Origin of the sequence: Dickeya fangzhongdai, from assembly GCF_002812485.1 — a bacterium.
Lineage (GTDB): Bacteria > Pseudomonadota > Gammaproteobacteria > Enterobacterales > Enterobacteriaceae > Dickeya > Dickeya fangzhongdai.
Genome location: NZ_CP025003.1, coordinates 589,386 through 608,694, shown reverse-complemented (window position 1 = coordinate 608,694; position 19,309 = coordinate 589,386). Strand labels below are relative to the sequence as shown.

Genomic DNA, 19,309 nt, shown 5'->3' with positions numbered 1-19,309 from the left:
TAGAACGCAAATGGTTTATGTTGAAACAAAACCCGATTTTCAAGTGTGTGGCCACGTGCACTGGCAATAGACCCGTGCTTACGTGCATCAAAAGATGTATTGTGCATTGAAAGTTCTCCAACGATAACAAGGAGAACTCCCCTGCAGGGAAGTTCTCCCTGCAGGAAGTAAAATTACAGAATTGACAAAACTTCCGGATGTTGACGCCAACGGCGGTCGACATCAGCTAGCAATATGACTCTGACAGATTCCCATAGCTTTTCAGCGACGTAAGAATAGTCATCCGATGCTTCGAGTTCAGCCTCGCGATCTATTTCGTCACATTTGGCACGCAAATCTGCAGATTCAGCATCACTCTGAACCGGTTTAGTCCATCGAATTCCATTAGTATATACAGCACACAGAACAAGCCGACCAAAACGATCATGAATATGTATATACTTGGGATGAAACTTATTAATATTTTCTAATCGGTCATGAACCTCTGACGTTACTCGGTCAACAGCTTCTGAGATTGTTGCACCTGTCACCCGAAAAGATGCATCACGAAAAACTAAATCATCGGCGAACTCTTCATTGTTCACACGATACTCAATCTGACCGCTAACAACAGCAACAAATTGTTTGTTAAACACATCCTGACGCAATGCGACACCAGGTTCATAAGGTGTATGCAAAAATATATTAGTAGTGTTCATAAAAAGCTCTCCAAATTAAAGTTAATAAGGAGAACCCCAGGCGGGAATTCTCCCGCTGGGAAAGGTTAAAGCGCCAGAAAAATCCTGGCGCATATGTTTAGGAAATAGCATACAGCGCATGGTTAGGAATACTTAAACCGAGCGCCGCGAACGGTATGTCGTCGTCAAAATCCATCGGTGGTTCATTCCCTGCAGAACGCTGTGCCTGAGGCGCGGAGTTCTGAGGCATACCACTGTGTGATGGAGCTTCTGGTTGCTGAGGTTGGCCCCAGCTGTTTGCAGGATTCTGAGCACCGCTACGATTACCCAGCATCTGCATTGAACCATTGATATCAACAACAACCTCTGTTGTATAACGATCCTGACCGGACTGATCCTGCCACTTACGGGTGCGTAATTGACCTTCAATATAAACCTGGGCACCTTTTCTCAGGTATTCCCCGGCAATTTCAGCCAACTTGCCGTACAGGGTGACTCGATGCCACTCAGTACGCTCTTTCTGTTCGCCCGTCTGCTTGTCACGCCAGGTATCTGACGTGGCCATCGTCAAATTAGCGACAGCGCCACCGTTAGGCATATAACGAATTTCAGGGTCCTGTCCCAAATTGCCGATCAAAATCACTTTGTTCACGCCACGAGAAGCCATAATCTTTCTCCTTTCCATTGAAAAACACCCCGCAAGCGGGGTGTCATAGGTACCTGTTATCAGAACGAATTTTCCACATACTCTTTGGGAGCAGCAGCGCCATTCTGAGGAGGCACGGAGTCAGATTTTTCAGCCTTATAGACCATTTCCTGGCCTATCTTAATCCAGTCAACCTTGATTAAGCGGGCTTTCTGGCTGACACGCTGTTCACCAGCATGATCACCAGACTTCAATGTAAAAATCTCGGCAGAGAGATTGCTCAACGTGAATCCAATAAGAACTTTTTTATCTTCATCAACCGCTTTTTGACAGCGGCTAATCAGATTACTCGCTTCCTTACCGGCCACCGTGACATCAAAGCGCACATAGTTTGCTTTATCTGCCGGACCACTCAGGGCATTAATAACACAGCTCAGAAATGTTCCCGACTGCGCATTGACCTGACGAATGTTGCTGACATACCCCAAACCGCTAATCAGGATATTGAAATATTCTGGTTTGCCGGATTGGGCGTTATTGCTAGCTTGAGAGTTGTTATTTGCAGACATAATGTGTTTCTCCATGGAGTTAAAAAGGTTCGACGGAGAAAACATCATCCCTGGCGGGAAATGTTTTTCCCGTCAAGGATCAGGATCAGCTGTTATCCTGACTTGTCTGGTACGTTAAACGGACCTTCATCACCACGCTCGTAACGGCGTTCAAACTACATGGTGATATCTGCTCTCAAAGGTGGGCAGATTTACCGCGCTTCTTCATCACGCCCCTTTCCTTTCAGGCTCTGGAAAGGTGATTCAGTCACCCGAAGGCGATCCTCACAGACTGATGGACCATTGGTGGTCGTCAATGACGACAAGTAAGCGTGTTCATTTTTTAACTAATAGGGCTTACGGTCAAACCTAAATTATTTATCGCCTATAAAAATAAAAACGGCACCGGTTTTACCCAGTGCCGCCTAACGGGAACGTACCAATTCCCTGAGGTTTACATCGTAGCTCCGGAGAGAGAAAGTCTCTGTCTCTCGACGCGGTTTTCACGGAGGGAATGCGCCTTACAGATCGACTGAGTGTGCGGTAGCCATCTGTCGTGCTGGTGATATTTCAGTTCCCGTAAAACTGTCGTATCACCCCGTAGCATGCGGGGTACTGCATCAAAGCGTGACCAACATACCAAATATATTGCGTGTCAGGTAGCCGGTTTACTCTTACTTTTGGCCTTCTTACCTGACTTGCCTTTAGGTCCATCATTCACAACGCCTTTGCAAAGCGGATACTTGGTACATCCCCAGAATGTGCCGTTATCCCCTCTTCGTTTTCTCATCAGGTTACCGCACAGAGGACACGGTGGCGATACAGGTTGTGTCAGCGTTATATTCTGCTGCCGCCCTTTTTCGACCAGATGTACTGTCCATTCTTTTTGCTTCTGCATAAACGCATCCAGCGACATTCGGCCTTCCGAAACATCATCCAACGCCTGCTCCCAGAGAGCAGTCATACCAGGATTGGTTAACGCCTCAGGCAATTGCTGTATAAGCTCTCTTGCCAGTTGTGTTGAGTAAATAGACTTATCTCGCCGTTTAAGATAATTGCGCTTAAAGAGCACATCCAGAATTCCCGCCCTGGTCGCCTCCGTTCCCAACCCCGCATTATCACGTAATATCTTTTTCAACGTTGGATCATTAACCAGAGCGGCAGCATTCTCCATCGCAGCAACCAAGGTACCGTCAGTAAATGGAGAGGGTGGCTTAGTTTGCTGTGATTTAACTTCACATCCCACCACCTGGCAGTGGTTACCCTGCTGCAGGGCTGGAAGAATGCCGCTCCCATCACCATCATGTACTGCATCATCTTCTTTTTCATTGGAAAAAAGCACTTTCCAGCCTGAGATGACATTAACCCGGCCACGAGTCTTGAATAACTGCCCCCCGACATTAAACGTTGCGTCCGTAACATCACTCTCATGCAGAGGAAAAAACTGGGCAAGATAATGCTGCCGAATAAGCTGATATACATTCAGTTCATCATCAGAAAGCCTGGTGATATCAAATGGCTGGCGTGTTGGAATGATGGCGTGGTGAGCGCTGATCTTCTTATCGTTCCATACCCGCGAAACGAATGAGCGATTAGCCTGTTTCACGACCGATATAAATGCAGGATCAGACTGCACGAGTGCAGAAAAAACATCATCAACTTCGCCTTTCATCGATTCAGGCAAGTACCCGCAGTCGGTTCTGGGATATGTCGTTGCTTTATGAACCTCATACAGCGACTGAGCTATTTCCAGTACCTGGCTGGCAGATAACCCCCATTTGCGTGAGCAGGCTTGCTGCAGAGCACTTAAGCTAAAACACAGTGGTGCAGGCGTCTTATCCCTTTTCAAAGAAACATCAATGACGGACGCCAATCCAGTTTGCCGACACAATTGTTCTACAGCCAGAGCAACATTATGCTGAATACACCGTTTCTCATCATCGCAATAGCCCGAAGCCGGCACCCACTGTGTTCGGAACGTTACACCATCCTTGGATAGATCAGCGAATACCGACCAATAAGGCTTTGGAACAAAATTTTCTATTTCAAGATCACGCCGGACAACAAGTGCTAATGTTGGCGTCTGAACACGGCCAATAGACAGCAGCTCGTCAATCCCTTGAGACTGTGCTTTCAAAGTATATAGGCGAGTCAGGTTCATGCCGATAAGCCAGTCTGCTTTACTACGCCCCATTCCCGAATAATAAAGACGCACCGTTTTTTCACCGGGGAGCAGGTTGGCCAACCCTTTACTGATACTGGCATCATCCAGGGCCGATAACCACAAACGCTTCACATCACCGGTATAATGGCAGTAATCCAGTAATTCACGCGCCAGTACCTCACCCTCCCTGTCGGCATCAGTCGCAACAACAACTTCGGCAGCCTGCTTCAGTAAGCGTTTAACAACCCCAAACTGCTCAGCAGAACTATGCTTTACAACCATCTTCCATTCGGTCGGTAAAATGGGCAAAACATCCATCTTCCAGGATCCATACTGCTCGCCATACGCCTCTGGAGGTGCCAACTCTAAAAGGTGCCCAAATGCCCAGGTAACGACGGTTCCACCACCAGATAGAAAGCCCTGGCCTTTTTGTGTTACACCAAGAAAACGAGCAATGTCGCGTGCCTGGCTAGGTTTTTCACACAGGAAAAGTCGCATATCACCCTCCTGCCCGTAACGGCATAGAGAATGATGAACGCACCTTGCCGGACATAATGTCGGGATCGGGGTGGCCAAAACGATTTATCGCGTTAATACCCTGAGGGGTTTTCGCACGAATATCGCTTCGTGTAACGCTGAATGTCCGGTAGTTCTGCACCAACGAATAGATTTGTCTGACAGCATAACCATTATTATCCAGGTACCGATCACGCTGTGCCCTGGAAATCAGCCCGTAATGAAACGCCTGAAAGACCTTTAGCGCCAGTTGATCATAACCAACCAGCAACCAGACACAGCGATACCCCAACGGAGAATGGCTATATACGCCTATATTCAATGGTGAAACGGAACGAACATCCGTCAACGACAGTGAGTGTGGAATAGACTCAAGAATAGAAGTCAGTTCTTCAATATCAGTCTTGATTGCCTGGCTTGATACCTCTAACGCGTTTTCCAGCTTTACCAATAATGCATCTGCATACGGATTGTCGGCATCAGAGTCTTTGTTTGCGACGCCGGCCACAGCAATAACCTGAGGCATACTAAAAATCGTCGGGCGCCGTTTTTTCTCTGCCCTAACGCTAGTGTTGCCTTCATTCCTGCGACCATCCCAGAGGCGAATCGCATAATGTGTATGTAATTCCACCGTTAACGATGATTTTAACGCTCCAGAGCGAGAACGTTTTTTAACGGTAGATTGCTCCTGTCTGCGTTTTTTCGCAGTAGAAACAGGAACACCTTTCCCATCTGCGATTGCTCTTTGTTCGGTATCAGACATCTGACGATTCCTTAATAGCCGGTCGAATATTTTGACGTGTGAGCAGAAATATTCAGGGCAAAGAAGATCGCAGCCAATTCCAAACCAGTTTTGCGAATGCGCAAAAATTAGTGATTGTTTTTTAGCCGCTGTTGGCAGTGCCAACAGCGCTTAATTTTCAACCACCCCGTTTCCACTATTACCAGATATCTCACCACGGGTATCACATAAATCGAATTGATTGTTTTTTAGCCACTACTGACACTGTCAACAGAGCTTAGTTTTTAATCAGCCCAAGATACTCCTCCGGATATGGGCAAGGACATCCCTAACATGCTCGGGTGACGAAATCACGGCTGACCCGGATGTTGGCGGCGGGCTTACCAGCACAGTGGACGGTGTCTGGGCTACAGCCGGCTGTTCAGGCTGGTTAGCGCGAGGGGATTGGGTAAACAGTTTTCCCCCACGGGCTCGTTTCATCACGGCCAGCAACCAGCCTACAGGGTTGACAATGCTGCGTTCTGCCAGCGCCTTGTCCAGTGCCAATACGACCTGCTGCCCTTGTTCGTCAGGCAGTGCTTGCAGTTGCTGGGTTAGCATATCGCGATCATCAGCGCTGAGTTGCCCGATGAACTGCTCCGGCAGTACGTACGTATTTTTTTTCACACTGTGTGAAGAACTACGTACGTAACGGTTCGGATTCCGAACTGGGTCATAACTCGTTGAATTTCCAATTAGTTCGGATTCCGAACCCGGTACACTCTCCCCTGATGAATGACTAAGTTCGGCTTCCGAACTCAGCTTTTTAGCTACCGAACTCTGTACTTTTTGCCCGAGTTCGGATTCCAAACCCGGGTATTTTACTCGCTGTCTTTCTGCCATTTGCCGTGGGGTCTGAACCGCATCAAGGCGACTTTCGATAAGCGCGATGCGGCTATGGCGATGGCGCATGGTTGGGTCTTCTCTGATGTCGTTGAGAACTTCCCACGCTGTTTGACTGATGGTTTTATTTTTACTCCGGCAGGCGTCCGCGACTGTATCTAACCAGCCAGGATCCAGTATTTCTGCATCGCGGAATGACAGGGGCTCATCATGTTGAGCATAGATGTTCCCTCTGACCCGCCCCTTTTCATCTCGAACACGTTTGCACAGGCTGAGCCAACCAGTAATACGTAACATCAACAGCACCCGGCTGACGGTCTCTCTGGAAGCCATGCCTTTATGGGGGGAGGCCAACTGAAGCTGTAATTCATCGTAGGTCGGAAAGACTGCCCCATCGTTCTGCTGGGCATAAAGGCGGATCATCATCCATGCCATCTTGTCGAGCGGGGATAAGCGCGTATCTAATAGTAAGCGACGGGGATACGCATCATGAACATTCCCCATATAAAGCAGCCCACTGCGCAGTTGCAACTGCCCGGTATCATCCTCGCCGGGTATTCGTTCAGCCAGCCGCAGATTCATTTTCTCAACGGTATACGCTATCAGGCTATCAGCCGGCAGATTCATGTCATCATTATCCTTGTTGTTGATTCATTTTTATCAGCCATTCCGACCTAATAAAAAAATCAATGCGCTTATATCTGCATCCGGGATAAGCAAGATGCAGTATAAATACACTGACCAGTCATCTTATTGTCGGGCCTTGTTAGGGTATTCCAGTGCCGACATATTAATTAAATAGGTATAGTTCGGCACAATTTCGCGCTTGAGAGCATTCAGGGAAACCACATCGTTAGATGATCCCGCCTTCTTTTTCTCCAGTGCTGCATTTATCGCCTCAATCAGCAATATCCCAGTAATTTCCACATCCATTGATTACCTCACTTACGTATTTCATTGTTATATCGCTCATGATTCATCAGTTCCCATGAGTAGCCATGATTGCGACTCAATAAACGCCAAAAAGGGCCAACGTCAATTTTCAGATACCGCGTCCCCTTATCATTCAAGCGAGTATAATTACGCTCGCCATTCCTGAAACGCCTGACCTGGACTTGGGCTTTTTTGCTATAAACATTGGGGACAGTGGACGGAACATGTAATCCCGGAATAATTTCACGCAAACGGCTCATATAAGTGCGCTCCTTATTAGTCACACAGCCTTTCTCTGTGATTCTTTAAAAGCTGATGATGCAGGTGACAGCGTCTTCCAGCCTTTAACCGCATGCCATACAGCAGTCAATGACACATCCATTTGCTCGGCGGCCAGCATCATGACGTCAAGCCCCTCAGCACTGTCGATGTCTGACACTGCCGCTTTTTGCCAGCGTTCCCACAGTTCCTCGCTCTCTTGCTCGCTCAGTACCACCCCCCTGCCGGGCCGGACGTCAATACCCGCGATGCGCCGACGGTTAGCCACTTCAACACTGGACAGGCCAAACATGTGCTGCATCAACTCAATCGAACCACCCAATGACAATGCACGATCAATGCGTTGTGAACGTAACTGCTCGCGTCGCGCATGCTGAATGAGCCGGACGAAATTTTCATGATGGATCTGGAACTGCAACACGGAAACGGGGCTGTTAGAAAGATAGTGCAAGTCCTCAATTGTCAGGCTGAGCAACAGCTGCATTTCTTCCTGTTTCAATCCCAAAGACTCACAACGCCGGATATAACCGCTTTTCAGGTCCATCACCAGTTGAGTTAATAAATTGTTTGCCGCCTGAGCGACATTGGCTGCCTGTAGTAAATTTTCACTCATCGTCAATTTTTCCTTTTTTCATCAGAAAAATACTTTTCCAAGAAATACCCATACAGAGATTTAAAATCAGAAATCAATAATTGATTGGTGTTCATTGTCTTCAGAAACAATGAACAGGAATGATGCTGACTCAATATCTCCCCGTTTTTATCCAGTGCTTTTACCTCTTCGGTGTACGATTCCTGAATCTGACGTTCTTTCTCTCGTATCGCACTGGATAATGCATCCAGCAGCACCTCATAATAAGTGCCGCTATTCAACTTCAATTTCCCCATTCCTTTATTGCTCTGTTTGCTCTGATACAACCTGACGCTGAAGTTCTCGTAAGCGGCGTAATACCCGAATTAATCGCATCGTTTTTACTACATAGATATCGGGCAGAACGGGGAGATCAGCTTTCATTGTCGAGCCAATAAAATTCAGGCAAAAACTGAACATATTAAAAGGCGTCTCCCCGTGCTGACCTGCCAGTCCCCCTAGGAAAAGAATAAAAGCGGTATCTGACACAGACGATGTTGTATACCCCGCATCCATCAGGCCTTTCGCTTCATAGACCTCATTGGTATGTCCCATTGCGTCTGCCAGTTCAAACGCCAACCGATATGCACAATCTTGCAGGTGCTCAATATCGTCCTGCAGCGACGAGATTTGCCAGATGTCGGTCACCGGCTCCAGGCCGCTATTGGCAAATGAAACTGAGCCTGAAGGCTGCGTCGGCGAATGCGGTTCGGATAATGGAGCGACATACTCGCCGTCGTTCGTTAGCGGAGTGCTACCGGAGTGAAGGAACGGCGTCCCAGGGGCCATGTTCAGATCGTTGGTTTCATACTCACCGTCATCATCCAGATGTTCTGGTACCCCGCCGCCCTCTCCAGCAGTAACGCGGATCTCGTTAAGCGCACTGCTCATCGGCGTAAAGGCCGGCCCCTGTTCATGATTGATGCCTGATGTAGGATTAACATCAGGTGCCGTCTGTCGCGTAGGGTTAGGTTGTGGCCAGGGCTGGGTTTCACCACCGTTACTCATCGGCGTTGGCGGTTTTATGGCATGCGATTCCGGGCTTTGATTGCCCTCATCATGACTTTTATTGGAATCGGTATCACTGAGAAATGTTGGCAGCGGTTCGGTTTCGCCAAACAATTTACGCTGGTTGCGAACCTTCGGATCTAGCTCCATCAGCCATCGATCGTAGTTCAGTGACGGATGCGGCAGCGCACGAATCAGGTCGCCGATAAATTCATCTCTGAACATATCCAGTGACCAGTGATCAGGCGAATCAAATTTCTTACAACAATCGCCGAAGACTGTCTCAAAGGGTACATCAGGTGACGTATTCAGTGCGTATTCAGACCAAACCTTTTCTGCATCATGGCGTAGTGATAGCAGGCTTCTTATTTGTGGAGCGCCCATACCTGATTCCAGCAAATCAGGCATATGGGGATACAGATAGGTCAACGTGCTTTCCATGCGGCTGATGCTGGAATGATCAATCGGCAGTCCCTCCTCGGTTAGCAATGTGGCCAGTTCACGCAGTGACACCGATTTGCCAAGTTGCTCCTCATAAAGGGCTCTTGCCGTCTGGACACCAAACGCCTTTTCAATGAAGGTCAGTTCGCCGCGAACTTCGTTTTCTGCCAGATGACCAATGACGCACTGAAGCCGCCCCGGCCATGGTTTGAAAATGACCGTATGACGGAAAAAGCGTTCATCTCGGGTTTCCGCCCAGAGTTCGCTCAGGATTTCATAGCGCGTGTTGCCGCCATCACTAAATACAAAGATATCCGGTACGTTCGGGTCACGAGTGACCTTCAGGACCGTATCCAGGCCGCGGTGGCGGATCGACTCTTTAATTTCCTCATACTTCGGATTACGACTTTTTCGCGGGTTATCCGGGTGCGGCGCCATCTGATCCAGCGTCAACACCATTGGCATTTCACTTATAGGAAGCGCAGCAACCTGCTGTGATGGTTCACGGCTTCCCTGCAGCATGGCGCTACCCAGTTGTAATGACGCAATTTTGCCTTTCATCTGTATTTCTCCCCATAGCCGAGATTCCATTCACAGAACCGCGTATATTCCGCTTCGTACGCCAGCCTGATGGTCCCAAGCGGCCCTTGCCGCTGTTTGCCGATGATCAATTCTGCTAACCCCTTGTCAGACGTGTTAGCGTCGTAAAGTTCTTCTCTATGGATGAACGTGATCAGGTCGGCGTCTTGTTCTAACGAGCCACCATCTCGCAGGTCAGCAAGCGTTGGCCGTTTGTCTGCTCGGTTTTGGGGAGAACGATTGAGCTGGGATAACACCAGCATCGGGACCTTGAATGATTTCGCACAACTTTTTAGCCCGAGAGAAATGGCGGCTATCTCCTGCGTACGATTCTCGGCTCCAGGACATTTCATCATCTGCAGGTAATCGACCATGACCAGGCTTGGCTGACCATACTTGCGGATAAGACGGCGGAGACGTGAACGCAGCAGCGATGGCGTAAGCTCGCTGTTATCATCAATGATCAGCCGGTTTCTCCATTCCGACATGATGCGAGCGGCATTCGAGAAACGGCCCCAGTCTTCATCACTCATCTGCCCGCTCCGCATGGCTTGCATGCTCACACGCGCCAGTGATGACGCCATGCGCATCAATAACTGCTCTCCGGGCATTTCCAGGCTAAAAATGAAGACAGGTTTATCACGTACTAATTCCATGGTATTGCCCGCAATGCAGAGCCCTAAGGCGGTTTTCCCCATCGATGGGCGTGCCGCCAGTAGAATCAAATCAGCCTCCTGCAGACCACAGGTCTGCTGATCGAGTTCAGTGAACCCCGTCGGCGTACCTGTTATCCCATTTTTGGATGTCATATTGCGCTCCAGCCGATCTGCTAACATTTCCAGACCTTGCTGAACGGTGATTTCAGTGTTGGTTTCACGCTGCCCGGTGATATCAAACAGCGCCTGTTCGGCCTGTTCGGCTATCTCACTGATTTTTATTCGCCCGTATGTCGTTGACGATGCGTCAGACGTGATTTTTCTCCCCAGCGCGATCAACTGACGTGCCTGGCTCCGATCCCTGACGATATCGGCATAGGCAATGATGTTGGCTGCACTGGGTGTATTCTTCGCCAGCTCCGCCAGATAGGCGAAGCCTCCGACTGCTGCAAATGCATCTGCACCATTGGGTTGCCTCTCAATCGACTCCGACAAGGTGATCAGGTCAATTGGCTGACTGGCATCGACCAGCCGTTGCATTTCGGCGAATATCCGCTGATGTGCGCGTTGATAAAAATCTGTCGCGCTAATACGCTCGACAACATCATCCCACCGGTTGTTATCCAGCATCAGTGAACCGAGGACGGATTGCTCCGCTTCGATGGAGTGTGGAGCCTGGGGCGCTATTGGTGCCGGGTTAGCCATATACCGCCTCCCGTTTTTCCAGGCTCAGAAGCGCTTTTACCAGTCGATCATGAGTACGAGGGGATACCAGCATGATTGGCCAGTCACTCAATGCTGGATAAATCCGCTCCCCATTAGGGGAATAACCTATTTCCAATAGCTGCCGCTCATATTCAACAGTGTTGTAGGTCAGCGCACTGTTTTCATTACGGCTAATCGACTGCTGATGCAGTTCGTCCTCAGTGCTGAGGTTGTAATAACCGATTGCAGATGCCGTCACGCCCCATACCTCCATCATGAGCGTTACCAGTTTTTTTACGGGAGAGCCTGAGGGCTCTACCTCAAAAAACACCAGTTTTTCGCAACTCTCAGCACGGTCAGTGCAGAAACAGATAGCGCGATAGAGCGTTCTCATCGTCCGCCCTCCTGCGTAACACGCAGCGCTGAATCAACATTAAAACCATGTAGATTCATAGCATTGAATACATTCATGTAAATTTCTGAAAAGGGAGCCGGACTCGATATCGGCAGGGATATACTCCCTCCAACTGACAGATCATTTTCTGACCGCAAAGTTTCCCGACTCCGGTCAGAAGGAACTGCCAGTAATTTCATACCCACAATGAATTGAGAGAACGGAATATGAATAAACGCCAATATGAGTCCGACATTGATTCCGATTTTATTAGTCAACGCTCTGAATATTTTTACCATCTGGCTGGTCAGCAATACGACAGACACCCGGGCGCAGAACTGATGCAGAGGTCCTACCGGCTGCTGTGGCTCGGAGAGTGGTTGCGGCTGAAAAACCACTGGCATCAACAATTCCAGGCATGTACTCCCCGGGAGGCATTGGAATTCGCCCTTATCAGACAGCACCAGTGGACACCGGATACCGTGAAACAGCTGTCCGAGCAGGAGATGAGCCTGGCCCTGACCGATTACTGGACGGAATTTGCAGCCGATCCTGAGTGGGGTCCCAGGCAGTATGACATCGAAAAACAACTCGACAGGCTGGACGACCCGTTCACCGGAATGGATGTCTGGTCGAAAAAAAGCCCGATTCCGGCCTGATTGTTGAGCTGACTGAGATATTGCCAGTCCCTCCTGGACTGGCCTATCCGCAGGTTTATGAAGATGGTGATTGTTACGCATTGGCCATCCCCTGTGCTCTAGGTTTCCCCTTTGCTCTAGGTTGATTCCGTAGCACGGAATCGAACCGATCTTTCCAACATGGGAACAGCTCGCAAGCAATTTTATGCATGGTCACAGCAGCAGCTGGACTCACTCGATCTGTTTTATACTCAAGACGATGAACCGGCTGCCTATAAGCGTGACCGTACTTATATACTTCAAGTTGGTCGATAATTGTTTCAAGCATCTTGATATCGACCTTTTCAGAATAAGAATAGGTCTTCTGAGATATGATTTCGCATAACTCTTCAAGAGTCTTCTCATCAAGAGATGTGCCTTCATAGCAATTGACCAGAATTTTAATGCTTGGTATCTGTAGCCCATAAACTTCAAAAGCAGACAGTCGTGACAACATACGTGTTGATCCGCGGATAAACTCCCGAACGTCTGGAAGAATTGGCTTAACCACTCCTAGAACGCTTTCCGTGGCAGCCATAACCACGAGCTCAGCCATCACCCCGCCCGCACCTTTAGAATCGATGACGGCAACGTCGTAACTTTGGAAGGTAGGGTGCTGCAGAATATTCTTGAGGCGTATCCGCCCATCTGGAGCGTGCAGCATCGCATTAGGTAAGAGTTCATCAGGATCGTTTGAGATGATGAGATCGAGATTAGGTATTGTGGTGCGGGAAATTATACTTTCTGGTCTATTAAGATCCGCAGTCTGCATGAGCAACTCAAAGAGCCCATGGGGTGCTTCATATTCTAAAGGATAGTGACTGCTAGATGTCGGTTGCGAGTAGTCACCATCAATCATTAGGGTTTTTAAGCCAGCATCAGCAAGAAAACCAGACAGATTAGCTGTTTCGGTAGATTTGCCTTCACCGCCTTTCGGCGAAGTTACGGGTAAAATTTTCATTTTGCACACTCGGTTGAGCGCGCAGCTTACTTAACAACTATCTCAGCACGGGGATTGAAAATCCCCGTGTCCTTGGTTCGATTCCGAGTCCGGGCACCACTAATTCAGAAAAACCAGCCTACGGGCTGGTTTTTTGCTTTTCAGCTTGCGGACTCTCCATCGAACTACGTTCGATTGTAAGCGCACCCGTTTTAGTTCCACACACTTTTTGATATTTCCGCGTTTTCCACCATCAGTCGGTATTCTTCCGGCGTCAGGTTATTCAGGGATTCATGGGGACGTTCACGGTTATATTCATGCAGCCAACGTTCCGTGATTTCCCTGACCTCATTCAGTGTTCTGAACAGGTAAAAATCCAGTATTTCTGTTCGGTACGTTCGGTTAAAGCGTTCGATAAAGGCATTCTGTGTCGGCTTGCCCGGTTTAATAAATTCCAGTGCTACACCATGCTCTTCCGCCCATTGTGCCAACGTCAGCGAAACCAGCTCCGGGCCGTTATCCATCCGCATCTTTAGCGGATACCCTCGGTTTGCCACTATCCTGTCCAACACCCGAACAACGCGTTGTGCCGGTATATTCAGGTCAATTTCTATCGCCAGCACTTCACGATTAAAATCATCCACCACGTTAAACGTACGAAAACGTCTGCCGCAGACCAGCGCATCATGCATAAAATCCACTGACCAGCTCTGATTCAGGTGTTCCGGCGTCGCTAATGGTGCTGGATCACGCACGGGCAAACGTTGCTTTCCTTTACGACGAAAATTCAGTTTCAGTAAGCAATAAATACGATGAACGCGTTTGTGATTCCATGCATGCCCCTGCCTGCGTAGCTTCTGGAACAACTTCTTGAAGCCGTATCGCGGATAGCGTTCCGCCATGTCGGTCAGTGCCTGAATGACCGGCTCATCACGCCGGGTGTCAGGCTGATAAAAATAGACCGTCCTGCTCAACGATAACGTCCTGCATGCCTGGCGGATGCTCATCGTAAACTGCGCGGTCAGATAACTGACGAGCTCACGCTTTATCGCTGGTTTTAAAGCTTTTTTTCAATAACATCTTTGAGTGCCCGGCACTCCAGACTGAGATCGGCAAACATCTGTTTCAGTCGCCGGTTTTCGTCCTCCAGATCTTTCATCTTTTTGATATCAGAGGCTTCCATTCCGCCAAACTTCGCTTTCCAGTTAATGGGATGGACTACCTCCTCCCCCTGCGGTTAACTGTACGAAATATGCTCAACAGGAGAGTCACCATGAATATCGTATTTCTGGGTATTGATCTGGCTAAAAATGTTTTCCAGCTTTGCGGATTAAACCAGGCTGGCAAACCGGTTTATACAAAACGTACCGGCCGAAAAGAATTACTCCAGACGGTGGCAAATATTCCTGCCTGTCTGATTGGTATCGAAGCGTCAACAGGGGCATTTTACTGGCAACGCGAGTTTGAAAAACTGGGACATAAAGTAAAAGTCATCAGCCCACAGTATGTAAAACCTTTTGTTCGCGGGCAAAAAAATGACGGTAATGATGCACAGGCGATAGCTGTGGCCCTTATGCAACCCACGATGCAGTTTGTTCCGCCTAAAAGTCCCGAACAGCAGGATATTCAGGCTCTGCACCGTGCAAGACAACGTATTGTCAATCATCGTACTGCAACCGTCTGTCAAATCAGAGGACTGCTGCTTGACCGGGGAATAACAATCGGTGCAGCGGTCTCAAGAGTTCGTCATGCAGTTCCGCTGATCCTTGAAGATGCAGAAAATGGTCTCAGTACCAGAATGCGCAGGACGATTGCAGAACTCTATGATCTCTTTAACGATCTTGGTCGTCGCATAAACTTTTTTGATAAAGAAATAGAGGCTGTGTTCAGGCAATCTGAAGCCTGCCAGCGCATTGCCAAAGTTAAAGGTATTGGTCCTAAAACGGCAACGGCTGTTGTTGCCGCTATTGGCAAAGGAACTGAATTTAAAAATGGTCGTCACTTCGCCGCGTGGCTTGGTCTGGTTCCCCGGCAACACTCAAGTGGTGACAGGCAAGTTCTCATGAATATGACGAAAAAAGGCGACAAGCATCTGCGGACTCTTTTTATTCATGGTGCCCGCGCTGTCGTCAGGGTTGCCACGAATAAGAATGATAGCTGTCTGCATCAGTGGGTTAATCAGTTGAGGGAACGGCGAGGGTTTAATAAAACGACCGTGGCGGTAGCTAACAAGAACGCGAGAATAATCTGGTCGATGCTGAGAAATGATACAGAATATCAGGCAGCCGGAAGTTAATTCCCAGCCAGAAAAGTTGCAGTGTACTGAGAAATGGTGACAGGTTGCACCTGCACAATCGGAACCTGATTTTTATACTGGCCTCAGAGGCCGTCCAGTTGTTGAGGCGATCGTGTGCGGATTACCCATTTGGGCACAGGTTTTCCTGATGCCGGATAGATGTAAGCAACAACCCAAAACCAGAATCAGTGCTTGCAAAACGGAGGTAGTCCATAGATGTAGTACGAAGCCTCGGATATTCCCGCTTCGCGGCAGACGTCTTTGACGGTACGTCCGGCTTCAACGGACTTCAAAACGGCGATGATCTGGTGCTCGGTAAATCGGGCTTTGCGCATAGCGATCTCCTCAACGGGACATAATCAGTATGTCGGAAGATCTCTAAAAGTGAATGGTTCGGTTTAGCGGGATACTTACACGATGACTCGCTTCTACGAAGCTCGCCCTACGGGCCAGCGCGAGAACCGCGCTGTTCAACGCCTGCGGCGTTAGTCCGAGTCCGGGCACCACTAATTTAAAGAACCCGCCCGCAAGGCGGGTTTTTGCTTTTCCACGCAGTAATCATCTCGGCGACATACCAACCGTATTGATTTATCCTTTCGTGCCTGGAAAACTTGGGGTCAGATTGTGGGTCATTCAGTTACCCACAGGCAAAGACAGTTCGACACTCGCTGACCGTTCCCGTTCGCCTGCACCTTTTAGTGGGAACTAATTCACTGGCTTAATTGCCCATGGATATGTAGATACAACAAAATTAATGCACGGTTATTACTTGACAGAGCTGCTTATTAATCAGTAAAAACTGTTAATTATGCTCTTGCTGTAGTGGTTCTTACATCATTAAACCTTAGATTCCCTATACAACAACGCCCTCTAATCACCACTCACCCACGAGCTAATGCGGAAATATCATGGAGCCGTAAAGGTTCTATAATCAGCAAGATTCCAATCGCTGGAAAAAAGTGCAAATGTATAAAGTGCACCGCTGGACATTCTGCCTACGCCTACAGTATCAGAGCCGACCACTTGACGTGATGTACCTTTGGGAAATAACCAATCCCATGTGGTATAACCACTTAGTCCACTCCATGCTGGCATAACGCCCTGATACAGTGCCCACCAAACCTTATCATGGTTATTTTCCGGAACAGACCAGCCAAAGAAAATTTGGCTACTAGACTTGGCAGTAACTTCTGTCAGGGTATAGGCAGTTGAGAGCGCTTCTAGATTTATGGGAGTCTTAGGAGGTATGGGGTATAACGAACGCTTTCCATCTACAATATCAATTAGCGTAACACCGATTGACTCATCGTGTAGATACTTGACTTTTATATCTGTAAAAATGATATAAAACTCGCCAAAATTGGTTTTTCGAGTTAAAACTACAGTACCACGTTCATGCGCCATATATGACTCAAAAAGATAACTAAACGAATCACTAACTACAAATTCACTTTCTTGTAGATAAAAATTTGAATTAATTTGTCGAACAATGCAATCCGTACCGACTTTTATCTTTTTCAAAATAATTTGGGGAAGCGAAGGGTGGTCTTCATTATTGGTAATGGGCGGAGCCTCATCAACAAAAAAAACCGGAGGGTGAGAATTTGCTGTCTGATCTTTGTAAAAATCTTCGTACTTATGATTGTAGTAGAGTGTATTTTTATCACTATTTTTAGATTTTTTTATTATAAGTATTGGTTCCATTTTTTCCTCGCTTTTCTGGTTTGGTTTATATAACACCTTTCATTCAGGCACAGTTCCTTTAGGTACAGACTGCCAAGTATTTGCATCCCTATTATAGCGCTGCCATTCCTTTCCTCGGTGCTTTTTATATAAAGTATTGAAGCGTGTTCCTCCGAGAATTTGAAATTGATACTCGCCATTCAATGTGCAGTTTCTAAGCCCTAATATTGGAGAATCCGGGTTTACTTGAAGTGCGTATACAACCTCCCCAAACTCTGAGGCAAGTTTATAATTTAATGCAAAAGATACAAACTGACTTGGAGGTGTGTCACTGGTTTTTATTGACAAAAGACGCATCATAAAATAGGTTGATTCACTTGGAGACATATCCGTTCCTGGATGTTTTAATTCTAGTTGAGGGCCATTTTTGCTCCAAAAATCACTCTCTGAAATGCCCCTTCTTATAGCTTTATCTCGAGCATTTTGACCTTTGGAGTATATTACCCCGTACAATAACTCATTAGTATGCCAATTATCGGCATCCTCATAACCACGATATACCCAAGTTTCAGGTGCAGTTACTTTTGTTCGTGTTATGCTTCTGTCTTCACTTGAGGTCAAATTGGCTTTAGCCTTATTGAGAGTTACAGTACCCATTGGCTTATTTTTCTCCCCAATTTCGATAAGATCCCGAACTTGGTCAGAAGTATAGCAACCATCTCGAATAGCCTGTTCCACAGTTACGCCTGCATATGTTGATCCGATAAATGTAGAAAAAATCATGATACAAGATGAAATAAATAGTTTATTCATTATTAGCATTCTCGCCTCACTGATAATTTATAGAAACTTTAAATTTAAAATTTCTTTTTGCATTCAGAATAATGGCCTTATCAAACATTGTAATAATTATGACTTCTGCATAATGGGAAACCCCAAACCCTATTCATGAATTAGAAATTTTGAATCAATTTCTTCATATGATTATATTTCTTGTAATTATTGAATGAGGAGTTCGAACACACTGTAATTAAGCGTAACTCTTTATATTTTTTTTGCAACCTTAACTCTTGGCTAAACGATAGCATGGTATCTGGTTGATATATTTGTTTTTAATAATACTATCCACACTATAACAGCCTAGCCGTCGCCCTGCGCGACAAATGTTAAGCCGTCGACAACAGCCCGTTACAGTACCGGCTGCCGGTACTGAACAAAGGGAAGAGATCACAAGGCGTTTTTTTGCATTTCAGAAGGCTTGCTGGCTTACATTCTTTTCATGCCGCCCCGGTAAACCTTATCCTGACAAACCTATTGCGCAATGCAATTGCCACACATCACACTCAGAATATCGGATAGTAAGAATGCTAACCTTCCGTCTCATTACACCCGCACAAAAATAAGCACTCTCTCAATTCAACTCCCTGACCCCATACCCCACGACTATTTTATCCGCAGCAAGACTTTTGGTTACCACGGTTCCGGCGCCAACTTTTACGTTATCGCCTAATGTAATGTCGCCAAGCAGAATGGCATTGGCGCCAAGCTCCACCTGATTGCCCAGCACCGGACTTTTAGTGACCTGACCTTCACGGTTTATCACGCTGCCAATGGTCACACCCTGCCGTAATGTGCAGTTCGTCCCGATGATGACGTCGGAATTCACCACAATGCAGTGCGGATGATATATTTTCAGCCCAAAACCGATTTGGGTTCTGTGCGGGATTTCCACACAAAACAGCCATTCATTAATCACTTTATTCAGAATCACAAAAGGAATGCTGATAATTTTCAGCAGCGCATTTGATGACTGGTAAAGGGTAGCAAGGCGAAACAGCAGTATTACCAGTTTGGCTTTAATACTGCCCGCCGTTTTTACTTCACGCCATACATGGCCGATATTGTTCAGCAT

General features: G+C 47.4%; 19 protein-coding genes and 2 pseudogenes. 2 read left to right on the top strand and 19 right to left on the bottom strand.

Going from position 1 to position 19,309, the window contains the following annotated elements; genetic code table 11:
- Window positions 1–173 precede the first annotated feature (173 nt).
- From CVE23_RS22625 to CVE23_RS02815, 13 genes are all read right to left on the bottom strand, one after another.
- Window positions 174–698 carry a hypothetical protein gene (locus tag CVE23_RS22625; protein WP_145958398.1) on the bottom strand — a complete coding sequence of 175 codons (525 nt, stop codon included), beginning with the start codon at window positions 696–698 and terminating at the stop codon, window positions 174–176.
- Window positions 699–795: 97 nt separating this feature from the next.
- Window positions 796–1,344 carry a single-stranded DNA-binding protein gene (locus CVE23_RS02870; protein ID WP_024109635.1) on the bottom strand — a complete coding sequence of 183 codons (549 nt, stop codon included), beginning with the start codon at window positions 1,342–1,344 and terminating at the stop codon, window positions 796–798.
- 59 nt (window positions 1,345–1,403) lie between these two features.
- Window positions 1,404–1,892: an STY4534 family ICE replication protein gene (locus CVE23_RS02865; protein WP_100850393.1), complete on the bottom strand. Its 489-nt coding sequence runs from the start codon at window positions 1,890–1,892 to the stop codon at window positions 1,404–1,406.
- 634 nt (window positions 1,893–2,526) lie between these two features.
- Window positions 2,527–4,533: a DNA topoisomerase III gene (locus tag CVE23_RS02860; protein ID WP_100848837.1), complete on the bottom strand. Its 2,007-nt coding sequence runs from the start codon at window positions 4,531–4,533 to the stop codon at window positions 2,527–2,529.
- A gap of 1 nt (window position 4,534) precedes the next feature.
- Window positions 4,535–5,314, bottom strand: coding sequence for a PFL_4669 family integrating conjugative element protein (locus tag CVE23_RS02855; protein WP_100848836.1), 780 nt, complete (start codon window positions 5,312–5,314; stop codon window positions 4,535–4,537).
- A gap of 267 nt (window positions 5,315–5,581) precedes the next feature.
- On the bottom strand, window positions 5,582–6,802 hold the full coding sequence (locus CVE23_RS02850; protein ID WP_100848835.1) for an STY4528 family pathogenicity island replication protein: 1,221 nt from the start codon (window positions 6,800–6,802) through the stop codon (window positions 5,582–5,584).
- Between the two features lie 123 nt (window positions 6,803–6,925).
- The gene (locus CVE23_RS02845; RefSeq protein ID WP_100848834.1) at window positions 6,926–7,108 is read right to left on the bottom strand and encodes a hypothetical protein; all 183 of its coding nucleotides are present in this window, start codon (window positions 7,106–7,108) and stop codon (window positions 6,926–6,928) included.
- 8 nt (window positions 7,109–7,116) lie between these two features.
- Window positions 7,117–7,368, bottom strand: coding sequence for a ParE family toxin-like protein (locus CVE23_RS02840; RefSeq protein WP_100848833.1), 252 nt, complete (start codon window positions 7,366–7,368; stop codon window positions 7,117–7,119).
- Window positions 7,369–7,388: 20 nt separating this feature from the next.
- Window positions 7,389–8,000: a DUF2857 domain-containing protein gene (locus CVE23_RS02835; RefSeq protein ID WP_024109629.1), complete on the bottom strand. Its 612-nt coding sequence runs from the start codon at window positions 7,998–8,000 to the stop codon at window positions 7,389–7,391.
- Between the two features lie 2 nt (window positions 8,001–8,002).
- Window positions 8,003–8,275 carry a hypothetical protein gene (locus CVE23_RS02830; protein WP_145958397.1) on the bottom strand — a complete coding sequence of 91 codons (273 nt, stop codon included), beginning with the start codon at window positions 8,273–8,275 and terminating at the stop codon, window positions 8,003–8,005.
- A gap of 4 nt (window positions 8,276–8,279) precedes the next feature.
- Window positions 8,280–10,028, bottom strand: coding sequence for a ParB family protein (locus CVE23_RS02825; RefSeq protein WP_100848831.1), 1,749 nt, complete (start codon window positions 10,026–10,028; stop codon window positions 8,280–8,282).
- Window positions 10,025–11,407: an SPI-7-type island replicative DNA helicase gene (gene dnaB-PI, locus CVE23_RS02820; protein ID WP_100848830.1), complete on the bottom strand. Its 1,383-nt coding sequence runs from the start codon at window positions 11,405–11,407 to the stop codon at window positions 10,025–10,027. Before dnaB-PI ends, CVE23_RS02825 begins: the two co-directional genes overlap by 4 nt.
- Entirely contained in the window at window positions 11,400–11,801 is a 402-nt protein-coding gene (locus CVE23_RS02815; protein ID WP_024109625.1) for a hypothetical protein, read from the bottom strand. The genes dnaB-PI and CVE23_RS02815 overlap by 8 nt, the downstream gene beginning before the upstream one ends.
- A 227-nt stretch (window positions 11,802–12,028) precedes the next feature.
- On the opposite strand from CVE23_RS02815, the gene CVE23_RS02810 reads away from it, so the two are divergent.
- Window positions 12,029–12,460 (top strand): hypothetical protein, encoded by a 432-nt coding sequence (locus CVE23_RS02810; RefSeq protein WP_100848829.1) that lies wholly within the window; start codon window positions 12,029–12,031, stop codon window positions 12,458–12,460.
- Between the two features lie 73 nt (window positions 12,461–12,533).
- Here the strand turns inward: CVE23_RS02810 and CVE23_RS02805 are convergent, their stop codons facing one another.
- Complete coding sequence (locus tag CVE23_RS02805) at window positions 12,534–13,439, bottom strand: ParA family protein (RefSeq protein WP_100848828.1); 906 nt, start codon at window positions 13,437–13,439, stop codon at window positions 12,534–12,536.
- A 191-nt stretch (window positions 13,440–13,630) separates the two neighbouring features.
- Window positions 13,631–14,625: pseudogene (locus CVE23_RS02800) on the bottom strand (IS3 family transposase); the annotation flags it as partial.
- Window positions 14,626–14,691: 66 nt separating this feature from the next.
- Here CVE23_RS02800 and CVE23_RS02795 point away from each other — a divergent pair.
- On the top strand, window positions 14,692–15,714 hold the full coding sequence (locus CVE23_RS02795; RefSeq protein ID WP_100848778.1) for an IS110 family RNA-guided transposase: 1,023 nt from the start codon (window positions 14,692–14,694) through the stop codon (window positions 15,712–15,714).
- A gap of 218 nt (window positions 15,715–15,932) precedes the next feature.
- Here CVE23_RS02795 and CVE23_RS02790 read toward each other — a convergent pair.
- From CVE23_RS02790 to CVE23_RS02780, 4 genes and pseudogenes are all read right to left on the bottom strand, one after another.
- Window positions 15,933–16,049, bottom strand: a pseudogene (locus tag CVE23_RS02790) (transposase); the annotation flags it as partial.
- A gap of 571 nt (window positions 16,050–16,620) precedes the next feature.
- A complete protein-coding gene (locus tag CVE23_RS22620) occupies window positions 16,621–17,418 on the bottom strand; it encodes a hypothetical protein (RefSeq protein WP_145958396.1) in 798 nt (265 codons plus the stop codon).
- A gap of 39 nt (window positions 17,419–17,457) precedes the next feature.
- Window positions 17,458–18,210, bottom strand: coding sequence for a hypothetical protein (locus CVE23_RS22615; RefSeq protein ID WP_145958395.1), 753 nt, complete (start codon window positions 18,208–18,210; stop codon window positions 17,458–17,460).
- 598 nt (window positions 18,211–18,808) lie between these two features.
- Complete coding sequence (locus CVE23_RS02780) at window positions 18,809–19,309, bottom strand: serine acetyltransferase (RefSeq protein ID WP_100848826.1); 501 nt, start codon at window positions 19,307–19,309, stop codon at window positions 18,809–18,811.